Annotated in this window: 15 protein-coding genes; 3 read left to right on the plus strand and 12 right to left on the minus strand. The window is 64.6% G+C overall.

The genetic code is table 11. The features are described 5' to 3' along the window. Nucleotides 1-2: 2 nt before the first annotated feature. The 9 genes from ACN9MB_RS18365 to ACN9MB_RS18405 form a co-directional block, all read right to left on the minus strand. Nucleotides 3-953: a DUF58 domain-containing protein gene (locus tag ACN9MB_RS18365; protein WP_426269823.1), complete on the minus strand. Its 951-nt coding sequence runs from the start codon at nucleotides 951-953 to the stop codon at nucleotides 3-5. 10 nt (nucleotides 954-963) lie between these two features. Next, complete coding sequence (locus tag ACN9MB_RS18370) at nucleotides 964-1944, minus strand: AAA family ATPase (RefSeq protein ID WP_426269824.1); 981 nt, start codon at nucleotides 1942-1944, stop codon at nucleotides 964-966. 17 nt (nucleotides 1945-1961) lie between these two features. Beyond that, nucleotides 1962-4475 (minus strand): fused MFS/spermidine synthase, encoded by a 2514-nt coding sequence (locus ACN9MB_RS18375; RefSeq protein WP_426269825.1) that lies wholly within the window; start codon nucleotides 4473-4475, stop codon nucleotides 1962-1964. A gap of 200 nt (nucleotides 4476-4675) precedes the next feature. Beyond that, nucleotides 4676-6343 carry an arylsulfatase gene (locus tag ACN9MB_RS18380; RefSeq protein ID WP_426269826.1) on the minus strand — a complete coding sequence of 556 codons (1668 nt, stop codon included), beginning with the start codon at nucleotides 6341-6343 and terminating at the stop codon, nucleotides 4676-4678. Nucleotides 6344-6441: 98 nt separating this feature from the next. Continuing rightward, nucleotides 6442-7398 (minus strand): HAD family hydrolase, encoded by a 957-nt coding sequence (locus ACN9MB_RS18385; RefSeq protein WP_426269827.1) that lies wholly within the window; start codon nucleotides 7396-7398, stop codon nucleotides 6442-6444. Nucleotides 7399-7774: 376 nt separating this feature from the next. After that, on the minus strand, nucleotides 7775-9307 hold the full coding sequence (locus tag ACN9MB_RS18390; protein ID WP_426269828.1) for a CehA/McbA family metallohydrolase: 1533 nt from the start codon (nucleotides 9305-9307) through the stop codon (nucleotides 7775-7777). Between the two features lie 77 nt (nucleotides 9308-9384). Next, complete coding sequence (locus ACN9MB_RS18395; RefSeq protein WP_426269829.1) at nucleotides 9385-12186, minus strand: TonB-dependent receptor domain-containing protein; 2802 nt, start codon at nucleotides 12184-12186, stop codon at nucleotides 9385-9387. A 128-nt stretch (nucleotides 12187-12314) separates the two neighbouring features. Continuing rightward, a complete protein-coding gene (locus tag ACN9MB_RS18400; RefSeq protein WP_426269830.1) occupies nucleotides 12315-13430 on the minus strand; it encodes a FecR family protein in 1116 nt (371 codons plus the stop codon). Further along, complete coding sequence (locus tag ACN9MB_RS18405) at nucleotides 13423-13938, minus strand: RNA polymerase sigma factor (RefSeq protein ID WP_426269831.1); 516 nt, start codon at nucleotides 13936-13938, stop codon at nucleotides 13423-13425. Before ACN9MB_RS18405 ends, ACN9MB_RS18400 begins: the two co-directional genes overlap by 8 nt. A gap of 184 nt (nucleotides 13939-14122) precedes the next feature. Here ACN9MB_RS18405 and ACN9MB_RS18410 point away from each other — a divergent pair, with 184 nt between their 5' ends. Next, complete coding sequence (locus ACN9MB_RS18410) at nucleotides 14123-14656, plus strand: gluconokinase (protein ID WP_426269832.1); 534 nt, start codon at nucleotides 14123-14125, stop codon at nucleotides 14654-14656. Nucleotides 14657-14677: 21 nt separating this feature from the next. Here the strand turns inward: ACN9MB_RS18410 and ACN9MB_RS18415 are convergent, their stop codons facing one another. Then, nucleotides 14678-15565 (minus strand): hypothetical protein, encoded by an 888-nt coding sequence (locus ACN9MB_RS18415; protein ID WP_426269833.1) that lies wholly within the window; start codon nucleotides 15563-15565, stop codon nucleotides 14678-14680. 225 nt (nucleotides 15566-15790) lie between these two features. Between ACN9MB_RS18415 and ACN9MB_RS18420 the strand changes: the two genes are divergently transcribed. Beyond that, nucleotides 15791-16750: an RNA polymerase sigma-70 factor gene (locus ACN9MB_RS18420; protein WP_239535970.1), complete on the plus strand. Its 960-nt coding sequence runs from the start codon at nucleotides 15791-15793 to the stop codon at nucleotides 16748-16750. A gap of 19 nt (nucleotides 16751-16769) precedes the next feature. On the opposite strand, the gene ACN9MB_RS18425 is transcribed toward ACN9MB_RS18420, so the two are convergent. Further along, a complete protein-coding gene (locus tag ACN9MB_RS18425) occupies nucleotides 16770-17177 on the minus strand; it encodes a cupin domain-containing protein (RefSeq protein WP_204637107.1) in 408 nt (135 codons plus the stop codon). Nucleotides 17178-17323: 146 nt separating this feature from the next. Beyond that, a complete protein-coding gene (locus ACN9MB_RS18430; protein WP_426269834.1) occupies nucleotides 17324-18088 on the minus strand; it encodes an SDR family oxidoreductase in 765 nt (254 codons plus the stop codon). Nucleotides 18089-18314: 226 nt separating this feature from the next. Between ACN9MB_RS18430 and ACN9MB_RS18435 the strand changes: the two genes are divergently transcribed. After that, nucleotides 18315-19385, plus strand: coding sequence for a LysR family transcriptional regulator (locus tag ACN9MB_RS18435; RefSeq protein ID WP_426269835.1), 1071 nt, complete (start codon nucleotides 18315-18317; stop codon nucleotides 19383-19385). Nucleotides 19386-19401: the final 16 nt, after the last annotated feature.

The raw sequence follows: 19401 nt of genomic DNA on the forward strand, positions 1-19401 counted from the left end.
GCTCAACTCCGCCGCTGCGCGAAGTGGCCGAGCATCCGCGCCACCTGCAACAGCGTGGGCTGTTCGGTATCGATGGTCAGCATCGGCACGCCGCAACGGCGTACCAGATCCTCCGTCCGCGCCAGGCGCTGCTCGAACATGGCGCCCAGCGGTTCGCGGATGGCCTTGCGTGCAAAATCCAGTTCGACCTGAAGCTCGCCCTCGGTCACCACGATCTTGCCGCGCGCGGGCACGGCGCGCGCCGACGGGTCGAACACCAGCACGGCGACCACGTCGTTGTGCGTGGCCAGTTCCCGCACCAGTTGCAGCGTCTGCTCGTCCGCACCGAAGAAGTCGCTGACGATGCACACCAGGTAATCGTGCGTGGCCAAGTGCAAGGCGGCCCGCAGCGCGGCGTCCAGTTGTCCCGCGTTGGGTCGCACGGGACTGTCGGCACGCAACGCCTGATTGCAGCGTGCCAACGCACCCAGCACGGCCTGCACGCGCGTCCGGCTGCGATGGGCGCGGATGCTGTGGATTGCGCTGTCGTCGAACAACACAGCGCCCGCGCGATCGCCCGCCTGGAACGACATCCACGCCGCCAGCGCGGCGACTTCCGCCGCCACCACCGACTTCATCGCGCGGCGGGTGCCGTAGAACATCGAGATGCGCTGGTCGACCACGAACAGCGCGGGCCGGTCGCGCTCCTCGGTATACGAACGCACCAGGGCGCGGCCGACACGCAGCGACGCCTTCCAGTCGAGATGACGAAGATCGTCGCCCGGCACGTAAGCGCGGATCTCCTCGAAATTGAGGCCGCGTCCGCGCAGCCGCGACGCATGCCGGCCCGCCAGGATGCTGTGATGCGGACGGTGCGGCGTGGCGTTGAGGCGGCGCGCGTCGTATTCCATGCGCGCCAGATGGGCGGGCGTGACATAGACCGTTCCGACATCGCTGGCCGCTATCTCTGCCATGGCGCAGCGCTCAGGCCGGCACCGCCACCAGCTCGAGAATCTTGTCGATCACCTGATCGGCATGGATGCCTTCGGCGCTGGCGTCGTAGGAAAGCATGATGCGATGGCGAAGCACCGGATGCGCCATCGCGCGGACGTCGTCGGGCGTGACGTGGCCGCGCCCATCCAGCCACGCGTTGACGCGCGAGGTGCGCTCCAGCGCAATACCGCCGCGCGGGCTGGAACCGATCTGGATCCAGCTGGCCAGCGCCTTGTCGTAGTTGGCCGGATGACGCGTGGCGTCGACCAGCGCCATGATGTACTGCTCGATGGCGGGCGCCACGTGCATCGCATGGATCTCGCCGCGCGCCTCGAATACGCTGGCCGGCTCGATGCGTGTGATCTGCGCGGCGGCGGTCTTGGCGGAGGCGGCCACTTCTTCGCTGCGCACCAGTTCGAGCACCTGGATCTCGCTGTCCTTGTCCGGGTAGTCGACCAGTACCTTCATCAGGAACCGGTCCAGCTGCGCCTCGGGCAACGGGTAGGTGCCTTCCTGCTCGATGGGGTTCTGCGTGGCCATCACGATGAACAATTCAGGCATCGCGTGGGTGGTGCCCGCTACGGTGATCTGCCGCTCTTCCATCGCTTCGAGCAGCGCCGCCTGCACTTTCGCCGGGGCGCGATTGATCTCGTCGGCCAGGATGACGTTGCCGAAGATCGGCCCGGGCTGGAACTGGAAGATGTTCTGGCCGCCCTGCTGGTGCAGCACCTCGGTGCCGGTGATGTCGGAAGGAAGCAGGTCGGGCGTGAACTGGATGCGCCGCATGTCGGTATCCAGGTTCTTCGCCATGCTCTTCACCGCACGCGTCTTGGCGAGCCCCGGCAGGCTTTCGAGCAGCAGATGTCCGTTGGCCAGCAAGCCGACGATCATCTGCCGGATCAGGTCGCGCTGGCCGATGATGGAGCGTTCCATCTGTGTCTGCAGCGTCGCCATGGCTTCTTTCGCGTTCATGTGACCTCGCGGCTCGATCAGGGACCGCCACCGGCAATCCAGCGGTAATAGGGGTTCTGGCCATCGGCCTGCAGCACCAGTTCAAGCGCCTGCGACCAATGCTCGCGATCGCCTTGATAGGCGGCCAGGCCTGCGGCGTAGAACGTGAAAAGCAGGTCGCGCTGGTGATGCATCGCGGCGATGAGCTCGGGACTGGCACCTTGCACGCGCGGTTCGTTGCGAACGGCCACGAGCTCGGGCAGCACGCGAACGAGCTCGTTGCGGCGCACCCAGGTGGCGTATTCGATGTTCGGGCGGTCGTCCGTCACGGGAGCTGCTTTGCCCGCATAACGCTCCAGGCTGTCGCGATCGCCCATCCAGGTGGCCAGCAAGGCGGCCGGCGATGCAATGCCGACCTCGCCCAGTGCCTTCGCCACGGAGGGCTGGTTGAAGCGCCGCTCGATCCGGGCGGCATCCAATTCGATCGGCTGGTTCGAACCGATCAGCAGCATTTCGTGCAGTTCCGTGGTCCACAGCGTGGCGTGGGGAAACGCGTCCAGGAAGGCGCGCACCATGGCGCGTGAGTCCTCATCGTTCTGGGTGGGAATGGGCCACCATTGGGCGACGACGCCATCCGGCGCCAGCCGCCTGGCGGCCAGCTGGTAGAAATCGCGCGAATACAGGTTCACCACGCCCGCGGCCGAAGGCGGCGGCGGTTCCAGCGTGATCATGTCGTAGGTCTGCGTGCTTGCCAGCAATTCGCGGCGGCCGTCGCGCAAACGAATCTCCAGGCCCCCATCGCTGCCAGCCCGGTAATTGCCCTGGAACTGCGGCACGGCGCGCACCACCGCCGGCAACAGCTCGGCGCATACGCGCGTGCTGAGCCCCGGATACTGCGACAGCGCACCGGCCGTGATGCCGGTGCCGAATCCGATCACCAGCGCCGAGTGCGGCTCGCCGCGATGGATGATCAAGGGCAACAGCGCCTGCAGCCGCATATAGCGCAGCGACGGCAACGTATCGCCGGAATTGGACACGCCCTGGATGTACAGCCGGTGGAAGCGCTGCTCGCCCTGCCCCTGCGCAAGCACGGCCACCGTGCCGCCACGGCTTTCCTCGTAATACGTCACCTCGCCGCCGCGCCCTTGCGCGAGCAGATCGGCGAGTTTCTGCGCTGGCGTGAGCGCCGCCACCGCGAGCGAGGCGACCGCGACGAGCGCCACGCTCCAGCGCAGGCGCGGACGCTGCACGGAGCCCGCGAACACGGCGAGCAAACCCACCACGGAGGCCGCCATCGCCAGCAGCGCAAGCGAATGCACCAGGCCAAACGCAGGCACGAGCACGAAACCGGTCAGCGCGGTGCCCGCGATGCCGCCCAGCGTATTGAGTGCCAGCGCCAGGCCGACATTTCGCCCTGCGCTTTGCTGATGGGCAGAAAGACGCAGCACGGCGGGAAACGCAGCGCCGAGAAACAACGTGGGCAGCAGCACGATCGCGGACGCGGCGACCGCAAAGCGTGCGCACATCGCGGCCAGTCGGCTCCCCGTGATCGCCATCGTCAGATTCGATGCCTGGGTTTGCAGCGTGGGCAACCAGTCGCCGAGCAAGCTCACCTGCAACAGCGCGACAAAACCGGCCAGCGCAATCAGCACGCCAAACGCCAGCCAGCCATCGCGGACGCGATCGGCAAAGCGCGCGTAAATCGCGCTTCCCGCCATCAAGCCCAGCAGATAGACCGCCAACATCACCGAAAAAGCGAATGCGCGCGTGCTCATGAACTGCACGACCGTCTGCGACCACACCACCTCGTAACCCAGCGCGATGCCGCCAGCGACGGCATACAGGGCAAGCGCAAGTCGCGCAGATGGTGAGGCACCCGCCTGTTTCTCCTTCGCGGGAGGCGCAGGCAGCGCAATGCGTCTATCGATCACCAGCGCAAGCGCAGCCGCCAGTCCATTGATCGAAGCGGCAGCCCAGGCCGAGCCCTGCACGCCCAATACAGGCAGCAACAGAAAGGGAGCGGCCAGTACGCCGGCAATGGCGCCCGCCGTATTGGCGGCGTAGAGACGTCCGCCGGTACGGGCGACACTACCGCGCGCCGCGGCACGTACCAGTACAGGCAACGTACCGCCCATCGCCACCGCGGGAACGCCAACCAGCACGAACGGCAACAGCCAGGCCAGCCAACCGACCCGTTGCTCCAGCAGCGCGAATGCCGCCGCGCTGTGCGCCAACGCAAACGTTGCGGCCACGGCCAGGATCGCCACCGCGACCTCCAGCAAGGCGTACAGCCTCAACGGCCGTTGCAGGTCGTCGGCCTTGCGCCCCAGCCACGCACCACCCACGGCCAGCCCGCCAAAGAACGCACTCACCGCCATGGTGACGGCATAGACCTCCACGCCCACCACCAGCGACAGCTGCTTGATCCACAGCAGCTGGTACACCAGCGACGCCGCGCCGGAGCCAAACAGCAGCAGCGCAAGCGCGGCATTCAGCGGGGAAACCGCGCGCTTCGCCACGAAGGCATGTTGTCCAACACGAGGAGGCTTCATGACAGGCATGCAACTCGCGCGAGGCTGGATTGCTTTTGAGTATAGGGAGGAATCGGCGTGTGGTTCGTTACTTAAGTAGGAATGGCCGGCGCCGATATCGCAACGGTCAGAAGGCGAAACGCCAGTCGCGCATCGCTGCGACAACTGGCGTTTCCTGCTTCCGTTGCGGCGACATCCGTGCCGCCGTTAAAGCGTGCTGCTTATTTCTTCTGTTCGAGTTGGCGCTTGAGTGCTTGTTCGGCCTGATCGATCGAGAACGTCGCCGGCGTCTGGCTCGGCGGGAAATCCTTGAACGTGGCCAGCATGTTGAAGACCCGGCGATTGCCCTCGAACAGTAAGTAGGCGTTCTCGGCTACCCATTGGTAGTAACCGTTGGTCGGCCCGATATCCGCCCTCTCGTAGGGATCCATGCGCAGGTTGTACAGCTTGGGCGTGCGCAGGCAGTCAAACGGCTCCATCCATATCTGCATGCCGCCCGGCGCCTTCTGCTCGCAGAACACCACCTTCCAGGCCGTAGGTCGTTGTGCGCCGTTGCTGTTCATGTCGAAGCGTATGGCGACCACTTCGGCGTCGTCATTGAAGTAGAAGAATTCCGTGCGCGGACTCACGTTGGTCTGGCCTGTGAGGTACGGCAGGAAGTTGTAGCCGTCCAGATGCACCTTGAAACTCTTGCCGCCAAAACTCGAACCCTTGAGCAGTTTGCCGGCGATGTCTCCATCGCCCGCAGCGGCCACCAGGGTGGGAAACCAGTCGAGACCGGAGATCAGCGCATTGCTCACGGTGTTGGGCCGTATGTGGCCCGGCCAGCGGATCATGGCGGGTACGCGGAAGGCACCCTCCCAGTTGGAATCCTTCTCGCTGCGGAAAGGCGTGCTTGCCGCGTCGGGCCAGGTAAAGAAGTTGGGACCGTTGTCGGTGGTGAAGATGACAATGGTGTTCTTGGCAATACCGGCATCGTCCAGGGCCTTGAGCAGCTTGCCCACGTTCTGGTCCATTTCCCACATGCCGTCGGCATACATGTCGCCGGCACCGAGGCCCGCCTTGCCTTCGAATTCCGGCCGCACATGGGTAAAGATGTGCATGCGCGTGAAGTTCATCCAGGTGAAGAAAGGTTGGCCAGCCTTGGCCTGCTTCTGGATGTAGGAGATCGCGGCGCCGGTGGTCTCGTCGTCGATGGTCTCCATGCGCTTCTTGGTCATCGGACCGCTGTCCTCGATCTTGCCGTCGGCAAAGGTGTGCAGGACGCCGCGCGGGTTATAGACCTTGAGGAAATCCGGATTGTCCTTGGGCCAATACGGACGCTCGGGCTCTTCCTCGGCATTGAGGTGATAGAGGTTGCCGAAGAATTCGTCGAAGCCGTGCTTGGTCGGCAGGAAACGATCCTGGTCGCCGAGATGGTTCTTGCCGAACTGCGCCGTGCCGTAGCCCATGCCCTTGAGGACCTGGGCGATGGTGACGTTGCCGTCCTGGATGCCCACGGGCGCACCCGGCACGCCCACTTTCGACATACCGGTGCGCAGGACGTTCTCACCCGTGATGAAGGTGGAGCGGCCCGCCGTGCAGCTGTTCTCGCCGTAGTAGTCGGTGAAGATCATGCCTTCGCGCGCAATGCGGTCGATGTTGGGCGTGCGATAGCCCACCAGGCCCATCGAATACGCGCTGATGTTGGAGATGCCCACGTCGTCGCCGAAGATCACCAGGATGTTCGGCTTGCCGCTGTTCGCCTGATCCTGCTGCTGATCCTGCGCGGGCGGTTGCGCCTTGGCGGTGGGCGGTTGAAGGGTGACAGCCGCCACGACGAGCAACGCCGTCGCGACTACCGTCGTCAGTGACTTGAGTAAGGTGCTGCGCTGCCACGGGCGAAACATGGGGAACCTCCTAATGTGCACGACTGCACGGGGCAGCCACCGTCGATCACATCTTTCATTCCGCAACGGCGCTCAAGGCGCTGCGCCGTCGTCATGCGTCATGGCTTTTCCGAGGGGTAGACGACCTTCCAGTCCTTCTTCATGTCCACCACGGTCCAGCCCTTGGCGTTCGCTTCATCCAGTGCCTTGTCGAGCTTGCCGATCTTCGATTGGCGGTCGTACGCCCATTCGCGGGCGGCGTCGGTGTGGTGAACAAGTCCAGCGAAACGCGCGCCGTCGCCGGAAGCGGTCCACTCGAGCATCTGTTGATCGCCGTCGGAATTGCCGAACGCGAAGATCGGCTTGACGCCGATGACGCGTTGGATGCCGACGGGTTTGCCCGGGCCGTCGTCGATCAGCGCCACCTTGGGCAGCTTCACCAGGACGGGCGTGCCGTTGCGCAGCTCGTACTTCAACTCGCCCTGGCTGCCGACGATCTGTTCGGGGGGAATGCCGTACACCGCGGGAACCCAGGCGCGCATGAAATCCTGGCCGCCGCCGGAGACGATGTAGGTCTTGAAACCGTTGTCGCGCAGGTAGTGCAAAAGCTCCAGCATGGGCTGGTAGACCATCTCCGTGAACGGCCGTTGCGTCTTGGGATGGCGTGCCGTGGATACCCACTGGCTCACGTTGCGCGCGAACTCATCGGTGGTCATGCCTGAGTGCGTGACGGCCACCAACTCCAGAATGCCCTTCTCGCCCGACGCGGCGAGCCCCTTCATGTCGCCCGCCAGGGCCGACTTGAACGGCTCGGTGGTCTTCCATTCCGGATGCTGGGGCGACATCGCCTTCACCTGGTCCAGCGCGAAGAAGAATTCGAAGTAGGCCGGTTGCTCAGCCCACAGCGTGCCGTCGTTGTCGAACACGGCAATGCGCTTGGCCGGCTCCACGAAGTCCGATGAGCCGGTGGTGGTGATCTTCTTGACGAAGCCCTGGATCTGCTGCTTGGTGGTGCCGTCGTTCCAGGAAGGCAGCGGGTCGTCCGCTGCCGCGCAGGCATTGGCCCATATGAGCATGCCAAGCATGCAGCACAACGCCCAGCGAACCGCCCAGGTGTTTCGCGCGAATGCCCCGCGGTTAACAGGGCGAATGGCGGCGTGCATCCAAGCATCTCCCCATGGATCGGTGCCGTCAGCGTCAGCGACGACAACTCATGATGGGCGCGCTATGGGATCCGGCGCCCGGCCCGGGCGCGGTGACACGACGCGCCGATGATCACGGTCGCGGATTTGGGAGGCACTGACAATTCGAGAGACTACCTAGGGGTTCTAAGCAAAACTACGGTGTGAACGGCGATACCGCAGAAAATCGCGCCGCCTGTCCCGTGCTCGTGAGGATCGAGTGAAGGCGCGCACCGCGAGAACCATCACGGTGCGCCTTCGGCAATGGCGGTCAGTGGTTGAGGTAGACCGAGTTGCCCACCAGCAGCAACGCGCCATCCGCAGCACGCACGTTGGCGCGCATCCAGTGCTGCTTGCCGTCGCTGGGCCAATCGAACGCAAACGCCTGGGTGGCACCGTGGATCGACATATCGGTGCTCGGGTGGAACGGTTGGCCATCCACGATGATCTCGACGCTGCCACGATCGACGGCCGTCGCGTGCATCGTCACGTGCACCGCACTGCCCGCCGGCGCGGCCAGCGTATCGCCCATCTCGGCCGAGCGATCATCCACACTCGCCACGAAATCCATCGAACGGTCGCGACTGCCCTGCGCGTCGATGAACACGTGACCCGCGCGAATGCCATCGAGGATGGCCTTCATCGACAGCTCGCTGGCGTGCACCACGGTGGTGGGCAGGCCGATCGCCGTGCTGCCACCGGGCGTGGGCAGCGGCAGCTTCGCGTTGTGGTTGTCGCTGCCGCCGATACCGGTCAAGTGGAAGCCCTTGTTGAGCTGCTCCTGCCAGAACGGAATGCCGGTGTACTTCGGGCTCGATGCATCCATGCCGTTGACCGCCTCGATGGCCTGGAATCCGCGCATGTCCACCGGCAGCTCCGGCGTCCAGCCGCAACCCATGCAGGTTTCGTCGTTGGGGCGGTTCGGATGATTGATGGAAAACACGCCGTGCAGGAGCGCCGCCTGCTTCAGCAACGCGTTCCAGTCGGGCACGGTCTTGCTGCCCAGGCGAAAATCCAGCGGCTCGGTGCTGCCAAACAGATTCGCGTGGCCCTGGAACGTGGTCACTTCGCGCGCCGGGATCAACAACAGACGATCGAAATAAGGCTGCAGTTCGCGGATGTCGTTCGCTTGCGACACCGTGTTGTGGTCGCTCAGCGCGATGAAATCCAACCCGCGTTTCGCCGCGTCTTCCACGGTGAACACCAGTGGGCACGGCACGCGTGCGTCGCCGCTTTGGGTCTGGCAGCTGCCATCGCTATGCGCGCCGTGCATGTGAAGATCGCCCCGGTACCAACCCGGCCCGCTGCGCAGCGGCGGATTGAGTACCGCGGGAAGCCAGGCCGGATCGCCCGGATGGCCAAACCAGATCTTCGCCGTGAAATCCGCCTTGGACGTCGGGCGGATATTGGGAATGCCAAGCAACAGCGCCCAGCGTCCGGGTTGGATCGGCCCCGGCGAAAACGACGGCGTCGCATCGAGCACGCCCACGGTAAACAAGCGCTTGCTGCCGCCGGTCCAGCCACGCAGGCCTTGCGGGCCGTGGAAGCCATCAGGGTCTTCCAGTCCCAGGTCGATGGTCGTGTGTTCGGTTCGGCCAGTGGATTCGAACTGCACGGTGATGCGATTGACGCCGCTGGGCACCTGGAACGGCACTTCGCGATAGGTGTGGTTGTCGCTGCCTTGAAGCGAGCCGTGCAGCACCACGTCCGGCTCGTTGTCGGTGGCGCAGGCAACGCCCAGGATCGCCAGCCACAGCGCGAGCAGCGCCAGGAAGCGATAGGAATAACGCGAACTCTCGTTCATGAGGAGTTTCCTGGAGGAAAAACCATCCCGCGCGCCGCCATGCGGTGCGACGCGCGGGATGCCAAACGCCGGTCGCCTCAGAAGCGGTACATCACCGAGGCGCGGAAGGAGCGGCCCAACAGCGGGCGCGCGATGAACACGCTCTTGGTCGCATCGCTGCTGGCCAGTTCGCCGGCACGCGGGTTGCCTTCGGTCAGGCCGAGCGAGTTGTTGAGGTTGTCGGCATACAGGAAGAACGAGAGCTCCGGCGTCATCTGGTAGCGCGCGCTCAGGCCGATGGTGTGGTACTGCGGCAACACCACCGAGTTGGCCGTATCGACATAGCGGCGGCCTTCGTACTCGTAGGACATCTGCAGGCGCAGCTTGTCGTCCAGCAGGTTCACGCCCGGCACCACGCGGAAGCTCTTCTTCGGCACGCGGATCAGCTGGTTGTCGTCGTAGTCGAGCAGCACCGGGGCGCCCGCGGTCACCGTGGTATAGGTCAGGCCCTTGTACTTGGGATCCTGCACCGTCGCCGTGTACTGCACATCGAACCACTTGGACGGATAGAACGTGCCTTCGAGTTCCAGGCCGTACGTCTCGGTGTCGGCGTAGCCCGTCTGCGGCGTCGACACGCCCGAGTTGGGATCGAACACGTAGTTGCTGAAGCTCACGTTGTTGTACTTGGTATAGAACAACGTAGCGTACGCATCCATGTAGCGGTTGCTGTACTTGTAACCCATCTCCGGCAGCGCCATCGTCTGCGTGATCGGCGTGGCCGTCGGCGTGGTGATGTACGAGCTCAGGTTCGGCAGGCGAAAGGTGGAGGTGTAGCGCGCGAACACGCCCTGGTGTTCGCTGAACTGATAGTTGGCGCCCAGCGTCCAGCCCAGCTTGCTGAAGCTGTGATCGTAGTCGACGTATTGCCCGGTGCCGGTGAGGATGTTGTTGGTCGGCGGCGTGCCCAGGTTCACGTTCTGCGACAGTTCCGTCCAGCCGGTGGTATTCACGCGTTCCCAGCGGGCGCCGCCGTCGATGCGCAGCTTGTCGTTGACCTGCCATTCGTCGGAAGCGTAGAACGCGTTAGTGCTCGACGTGCCGCTGGCATGCGCCCACTCGTAGCCGTAACCGTAGATGCCGTTGTTGGTGAGCTTGCCGAGCGCGTTGCCGGCGGCATCCACCGCCACCACGTCGAGCAGACGCGCATTGTCCGTCGCCGTGAGGATGGCGGTGGACGAGTAGCGATCGAAGCTCTGGTTGAAGTGCGCGTAGTAGTAGCCCAGCGTCACGTCGTGGGTCTGGTCGCCGAACTCGAACTTGCGCAGCAGGCGCGTGTCGCTGGTGAACTCGTTCATCGGCATGGTGATGCCACGCAGGCCGCCGGTCACCACCAGACCGTTGTTGGGGCTGGCGTTATAGGCCTGACCGTTGTCGACATACTGCAATTGCGTGCCGGCGGCGTTCGGGTAGTACTTGACAAGCTGCGTCTTGGCCGTGGCGGCGAAATCGGCTTCGGTTTGCACAGCGTTCGGATAGACGCCGTTGCGCACGGTATCCGTATCGCTGTAGCGCAGGTTCTCGGCGATCTTCCAGTCGTCGCCCAGGTTGTAGTCGAACTTCACCGTGAACTGCGTGCGCTTGACCTGCGTGCCCAGCGAGTTGTCGAAGTTGTACAGGCTGCCGTTGCCCTGGATCATCTGGATATGTTCGGTCTCCGGGCCGGCCAGCGTGCCGTAGTTGCCGTTGAAGCCCGGCACGGCCTGCAAATCGCCGCTGGCATTGCGGAACATCGGGATGCCCAGATCCAGCGCCACCTTGTCGTCCATGCGCTTGATGTCGAAGCTGATGCTGCCTTGCTCGAACTGCTTGGACAGCGTGGCGCGCAACTGGCCGCCCTGGTCGTTGGTGTAGCCCGGGCTGCGGATGCCGTTGTCCTGGCGATAGAAACCGCCCGCGCTCAGCTTCCAGCCGTCGCCGATGGGCGTGCCGTACCAGAAGTCCAGGCGATTGAGGCCGTAATTGCCCAGCGTGTACTTCACCAGCCCTTCCGCGGAATCGCCAACCTGGCGCGGAATGAAGTTGATCGCGCCAGCCGGGGCGTTCGAATAGAAGATCGACGACGGACCGCCGCGCACCACTTCGATGCGGTCGATGGTTTCATCGAGGCGGAACACCTGGTCCGCATTGAGATAACCCAGGGCCGGATCGTGCTGCACCGGGATGCCATCTTCCAGCAGGTTCACCGAACCGAAGCCGTCCACCGGAATGCCGCGCGCGCGAATGTTGCCGCTGGCCTCGCCACCGGAGGCTTCCACCCAGAAGCCAGGCACCGACTTCAAGGCCTCGGTGACGCTGGTGGGGTTCTGCATGCGCAGGCGATCTTCGTCGATGGTGGTGATCGAGTAGCTGGTCTGCGCCTTGGTGCGTTCGTCCACACCGGAGCGGGCGGTCACCACGACCTGATCGAGATCCTTGGCGCTCTTGCCACTTCCCGAAGCAGCCGTCGTGTCGCCGGCCAATGCCTCGCCACCCGCACTACCGGCCGTCGTCACCGCAGCGGAGGCCGGGTTGCCCGCATTGGCTGCCACGTTTCCCGGGACGATCGTCACCGTGTTGGGTGTGACCAGGCGATAGCTGAGACCCGTGCCCGTGAGCAACTGGCGCAACTGCTGCTCCGGGGCAATGCCCGCATCGGCACCCGGACTGCGGACGGTGTCCGGAATCTCGGAGCCATAGACGACCTGCATGCCTGCCTCATGCGAGAAGCTCTCCAATGCCTTGGAAAGCGGCATCGGTGCGATCGCCGTGGTGTGCGTGGCAGCGGGCGCCTGGGCAAGCGCCGCCAGGGGAAGGCACACGCCAAGCGCGAGTGCGATTTGGAAGGCCAAACGATTACGCATGTGGGGAGCAGCTCTGAGTGGGGTAAGTGGTGGCCGGCATGCAGCGCGCAAAGCGCTTTTTGCCGGCCCATACCTTTGAAGAGCCCTCCGGCGCGAAACCGGGCACCTCCGATTGCATGAATCTTTTCTTACATGGATCCATCTTTTGTTGCAGTTCGGCTCGAAGCGACGATGCGAACGCGATCGCGCTCCTCCACCACACGCACATCCGGCAGCGTTGACAGATAGGCGGCAAACGCCTGCGGATTGTCCGCGTGGAAGATGCCGCTGATGCGTTCATCGGCAATGCTTTCGTTCTCGATCACCAGCGGCTTGCTCGTATACGCATTGAACCGTCGCGCCACGTTGCCGATGGTTTCGTGCTGGAAGCGGATCTCCGACGGCAGCCAGGCGGTGGCCCTGGCGATCTGCGCCGGCTGCTTGGTGCTCACGCCCGCCACGTTCAGGGAAATCTGCTGGCCGGCGGTGAGGTCGGCCACGGCAATGCCGTCGAGCAGCGAGGCGAATTCGTCCTTGTGCGACGCATCGAGTGCATTGAGCACGCGCACGTGACCGCTGATCACGGTCAGCGTGTCGCCGCCCGCCTCACGCTTCACATCGAAGACGGTGCCGATGTCCTGCAACACATGGCCGCCGACGTGCACCAGCATCGGCCGTTTCGCATCCTTGCCCACATCGAACAGGGCGTTGCCGCGAACCACCTCGATGCGGCGGAAGCGCCCGTCGAAATGCACGTCGATCCTGCTGTTCTGGTCGAGCTGAACCAGCGTTCCGTCCGGCAGCGTCACGCTGCGCACGGCCGCCGTATCGCCCTGGAAACTGCGTTCCACCCGCCCATTGGCCTCGCGCCAGTAGCCCACGCCAAGCCATGCCATCAGCACCGCCGCGACCAGACCGGCCGTGCGGGCAGCCACGCGACGCGCGCGGCCCGTACGCGGCCGATGTTCCTTGGCGATGGCGCTGCCCATCAGCGGGAACATCACCACGGGACTGTCGCGGCCGGCCCGTTCCACCAATTCCTCGGCGGTGATCGTCTTCAGTATCGCGGCCGCCTTGAAATCGCCGTGCATCTGCGCCACCGCGAAGTACTCCGCCACGTGCCGCGGCGAAGCGCGCAGCCAGTTGAGGAAGGCCACGCGCTGGCGTTCGCTCAGCGGCTCCTGCTGCTCGATGTACCAGGACACGGCCTGTTCGGTGATGCGGCGCGCCTGTCGTGCGGCATCGAACTGGGTGGAATCATTCATAGTCGGCCATCCTTTGCCGGCATGCTGCCAAGCCTTTCACGATGTACTTCTTCACCATGCTGGTCGAGATGGCCATGCGCTCGGCGATCTCGCGATACGACAGCTCGTCGCGGTAGTGCATGATCAGCACGGCCTTGCATTTGGGCGAGAGGCGATCGATCAGCACGCCCAGGCGCTGCTGGCGCAGCTCGCTGTCCATGTCCGCCTCGAGATTGGTGGGCGCAGCCAGCTGCTCGACCACCTGCTCCAGTTCGTCGCTGCCCATTGGCTGCTGCTGGCGGAGCACGGCGTGTTCTTTCACCAGATTCGCGGCGACGGTGAACAGATAGGCCTCGGGACTGCGGATATTGGCCGCGTCGGCCGGTTCGATGCGCAACAGGCGCAGATAGACCTCCTGCACCAAGTCCTGCGCGTCCCATCGATGCGCCACCCGGCGCAGGAAATACTTGCTCAGCGTGGCGCCTTTTTCCGCGAACAACGCCGACCACGCCCCATGCTTTTCACGCACCGCGCCACCTCCGACCGCATTTGCCGAGGAAGGCTACGGCACTCAGACCGCAAGGAGCCTAGGGCGGGCTTATGACGGCTTCGTGACTTCGGCGGCTTTGAGATGACCATCGCGACCGTGGTCACAGTATCCTCGCCGAATGGACAGCAGGCGAAACGCGATCAGCGGGCCAGGCAAAATGAGCATGCAGGATCCCATGCGCGCCACCGTGGTCATGGGCGTATCCGGCTGCGGCAAAAGCAGCGTCGCCAGCGCACTCGCCAAGCATATCGGTGCACGCATGATCGAAGGCGACACCTACCATCCTCCACAGAATGTGCAGAAGATGCAGGCCGGCATCCCACTGACCGACGCCGATCGCCAGGGCTGGCTGGAACAGCTGGCCGCCGAACTCACGCGGACGGTTGCCGCGCACGAGCTTGCCGTACTCGCCTGCTCCGCGCTCAAGCGTCGCTATCGCGATCTGTTGAGAACCGCCGTGCCAGAGCTCGGTTTCGTCTTTCTCCAGCTATCGCCTGCAGCCGCCACGGAACGCGTCAAGCACCGCTCCAGTCATTTCATGCCTGCCACGCTGGTGCAGAGCCAGTTCCGCGATCTGGAGCCGCCCACGGACGAGCCGCTCGTGCTGACGGTGGATGCCTGCGAACCGCTGCACGTCGTCGTTGAGCGGGCACAGGCATGGTGGCGTACCACAAGCGCACCGGGTGCGCGCACTTGATGCAGCGTTGTCGCGCGCGCATCAGGATGATGCACGTCCGCTGCCCAGCCAGATCGCCAGGTTCTTCACATACTGCCGAACGGAATGCCGGGCCTCCGGCGACCCTCCCAATGCATTGCCCGGCGGTTCGCTGACGAAGCTTGGCGAGCCTTTCGACGGATCCCAGTTGTAATCGGCGAAATGATGGAAGGTCGATTCGGCAATCGCCGGCCCCGCGCTTGCGGAGGGTTCGAAGGCGACGGCGAGATTGAATTCGCGGCCACTGGCCTGGCTGCGCCCTTTTGCAATCACCCGCGCCGAGTCGTCGTGCTCGGGTTTTCCTACCGCGCCTTCATGAGGGTGCGCCGGCAGGAAGCGAATCGTCCCTTCCGGCGAACCCGCATCGCGCAACACCGGATGCACGGGGAGGCAAGCCTCGATGCGCTGGAAGTCGCCGTTGGCGCCGGAGTGGTAATTGGGCCACAGGATGTTGGTGGTCACCGTATCGTCGATCTGCCGTCGCGTGGGATCGGGATCGGGGTGCTTGGAATGGAAGAAGTGGGCCGCACCCACGCCGCCCAAGGTGCACACCGAACTTCCCAGGTCCATGTGATCGCGCGCCACCAGCATGCCACCGCCGCGCTCACGGAAGCGGCCGATCGCCGCGCAATCGGCTTCGGTCAGGCCATCGCCGGTATCCACGGCAAACAGCCACAACTGATCGTAGGGCGAGCGGTCCAATGCAGACAGCACGCTGTCGGGCGCACCCAGCGCATCGCGATCCCGCGCGGTGACGTCGAACAACGGCTGGCCATCGTCGGCCCGCAGGTCGGCCAGGCATTGCCGCAACAGACTGAAGCGTCCGATATGCCAGTCGTCGTCCGCATGGGGAATGGTGGTCTGCAGGAGAATTCGCTGGATGGAACGCATGATCGTCACTCTTGAAAGGGGCTAACCCGCACGTCCCGTGCAAGGCATTCGCAGCGCAAGCCGTGATTTGCGCATGTGCCGGACGCGAATGGTTGATGATGCGCCAGGCACGGTGAAAAATACGCGACGCATGCAGCGGACTCGTACCCCGTGCTGCACGCTCGGGGAGCCGATCCCGTGCAATCGTGCAAGTCCACTACGACGGAAGTCGGATGGTTGGCTAGCATGGCCTGTCGCAAACTCGATATCTCGTTGACCAGCACCCGCACGCCGAGGCCCCTTATTGCCGTGAACGACGTCAACGCCATTTTCCAGCGACTGCGTGCCCGGCTGCAGGGCATTGCATACAGCATGCTGGGTTCCGTCGCCGACGCCGAAGACGTCGTGCAGGACGTATGGCTGCGCCTGCACGGCGCCGAACAGTCGCTCATCCGCAACCTCGAAGCGTGGCTGGTCACCGCCACCACGCGGGTGTCGATCGACCGTCTGCGCACGCTCAAGGCCCGCCGCGAGAACTATGTGGGCATCTGGCTGCCCGAGCCCGTGCTCACGGAAAGCCCGCCGACGCCCGAGCAGATCGAGGAACGTTCCAGCGAGGTTTCGGTGGCCCTGCTCTCGCTGCTCGAACGGCTTTCCCCCGAGGCACGCGCGGCCTTCCTGCTGCGCGAGGTGTTCGACGTGGATTACCCCGATGTCGCCGGCGCGATCAACAAGAGCGAGGCCACAACGCGCCAGATCGTGCACCGCGCGAAATCGCAGCTGCGCGACGGCGAACCCCGTTATGCCGTTTCGTCCGAGTCGCATAGGCACATCGTGCAGCGCTTTGCGCAGGCGCTTGGCAAAGGCGAGTTCCAGCTGATCAAGTCGCTGCTTGCCGAGGATGCGGAACTGGTCGGCGATGGCGGCGGCAGAGTCACCAGTTTCCCCAAGCCGATGGTCGGCGGTCAGCGCATCGCGCAGTTGTTCTACGCTTCCAATCTTCGCTACAAGAGCGGGCTGCGCATCGAACTGGCGTCGATCAACGGCCAGTCGGCCATGCTGCGCTATTTCGACGATGCACTGGAGTCGGTCCAGTCCATCGAAACGGACGGCGAGCGCATCACCCGCGTCCGCGTGCAGCGCAATCCGGCGAAACTCGCGCGCATCGCCTCCCAGCTGCAGGTGATGCTGTTCACGCCGCTGTGATACCGCCGGCAGGCGCCGGTCAGGTCGCCGGCGTCAGCACGGGCGCACCAACGCCCTTGATCAGGAACACCACGAACTTCGCCGGCTTGGTCTGGCTGGCGTTGCGGCCGATCGTGTGCACGTCGTCCGGTCCCTCGTAGAACGTCTGACCCGGCATCAGGGTAACGGTCTTGCCGCCACGCACGCCCATCACGATCGATCCTTCGAGCACATACACGAACGCATGCGCATGATGGCGATGCACGGGATCGACCGCGCCCGGCGGGTAGTCCACGGTGATCATCTGGACTTCCTTGCCGGGATAGTCGTTCAACGCCTTGGTCAGAAGCGACGACACCACCGCCTCCGGCGCAGGCTGTTCCGCGGCAACCGCGCTTCCCACGAAAAGCAGCAGCGCGGCGATGGTGCAGGAGATGGACTTGAGCATGACGGACTTCCTCTTGGTGTGACCTCTGGCAACGAGGCTAGGCGCGCCGCGCAGCGTTCGCTAGATCTGCGCAGGTGCTCACGGTGTTGCACGATTGGCATCAATGCGGCCGGCGTCGGTGCGCCACTGCCAATGACGCGGCGCGCTCACCAGTTGGCACCCCAATACTCTGATTGCTTGAGCCAGGCGCCGAACCCTGTGCTGCACAGGCGCGCATCGCGTCCCGGCACTAGCGATTCGTCGTCGAGCGTGGCGCCGAAGTACGGGGTGAGCGGATCGGTTATCACGTCGTACGGCGCTTCGATCTCGACCAGGAATCGTTGAATCAGCTCGGACAACCGTTCGCGGTCGGGGCCGGCCATTTCGAGCACGGCGTTCCGCGGCGGACGGAGCGCAAGCTCGGCCATGGCCACCGCCACATCGGCCGAAGCGACCGGCTGGATATAGGCAGGCGAAAGACGCAGGGTCTGCTCATACACGCTGAGTTCGACGATCTGCAGCAGGAACTCGTAGAACTGGGTGGCATGCACGATGGTGAAGGGAATGCCGGAGGCGCGAATGCGCGCCGCCTGCAGCGCCTTGCCGCGAAAATACGGACTGTCCGCCATGCGCTCGGTGCCCACGACCGAGACCGCTACATGATGCTTCACACCGGCATCGGCTTCCGCCTGAAGCAGGTTGTCGATCGCCTTGCGGAAGAATTCGAAGGGCGCCAGACCTTCCAGCTCGGGCGAGTTGCTGGCGTCGACCACGGTGTCGGCACCCGCCAGCGCGTCAGCGAGCCCCACGCCCGTCACGATGTCCACGCCGGTGGAGCGCGACGCGGCCGATACCTCATGCCCCTGTTCGCGCAGCCGGCGAACGATATTCCTGCCCACCAGCCCCCTGCCGCCGATCACCACGATCTTCACGGCCCACCTCCATCGTCGCCCGTTGGCATCGGATGCTAGGCCGCGCCCCGGCGCATCAATAGATACGACAAGGGACATATCGAGTTGTCGGCGAGGCACCAATCCGGAGCCGACGTCACAAACGCCCCGTCTCATCCGACTAGAGGGTATGGGAGGCGCCGCGCGGGCCGCATGCGCGCGCCCCTGCCCCATGTCACCCGGCAGCACCCGACGAGGTACCTCGCACATGACCGCCAACCTTCATGACAAGCCTCAGGGCGACGCCGCCGATTCCCTCGCGTCGAGCTTTACGGCCAGTTATGCCGGTGTCGTCGCCTTCATGGCGGTCGCTGCCGAGGGCAGCTTTGCGCGCGCCGCCGACCGGCTGGGCGTCGGACGCTCCGCGGTGAGCCGCAGCGTGCGCAAGCTCGAGTCTCAACTCAACGCGAGGCTGTTCCTGCGCACCACCCGCAGCACCTCGCTCACCCGCGAAGGCGAGCTGTTCTACGAGAACTGCCATCCGGGCGTGCAACGCATCGTGCAGGCCCTGGAGGACATGCGCGAACTTCGCGAGGGGCCGCCGCGGGGGCATCTGCGCATCAGCGTCAGCGCGGGTTTCGGCCGCCAGATCGTCGCACCGCTGCTGGCCGGCTTCCGGGTCCGCTATCCCGAGATCTCGATCGATCTGCTGCTGGACGACCGCCCGACCGACTTCACCTCCGATCGCATCGATCTCGCCTTCCGCGAAGGGCAGCTGGAAGACAGCCAGATCGTGGCCAAGCGGCTGGTGCCGATGCAGATGCTGGTGTGCGCGTCGCCCGGCTATGTCGCCAGCCACGGCTTGCCGCGCAGCGTCGACGAACTGGCCGAGCACAGCTGCATCAACTTCCGCACGGCCTCGGGACGCATCGCGGAATGGGAGTTCAAGGTGGGCGGACACAGGCACAAGCTCGTGCCGCCGTCCCTGTGCACGTTCAACGATGTCGACCTGGTGCTGCAAAGCGTGCTCGACGGCGCTGGGATCGCCCAGCTGGCGGGCTATCAGGTGGCTGAACACCTGCGCGAAGGACGGCTGGTGTCCTGCCTCGCCGCCCATGCACCCGACGACCGTGGCCACTACCTTTGTTATCTCAGCAGGCAACAACTGCCCGCGCGAGTGCGCGTGTTCATCGATTACATGACCGATGCGATACGCGCGATGGATCTGCAGTACGTGAGAGGCCTGTCGCCTGCGCCGCCTGCTGCCGGCGTCGGCAACCTGCTTGCGCCCGGGCATGGCCACATCGTTCATCCGCGCCTGCAGGACCGCGTGGATTGATGCATCGCAGGCAACA

Origin of the sequence: Dyella kyungheensis (genome assembly GCF_049913195.1) — a bacterium.
GTDB lineage: Bacteria > Pseudomonadota > Gammaproteobacteria > Xanthomonadales > Rhodanobacteraceae > Dyella > Dyella kyungheensis.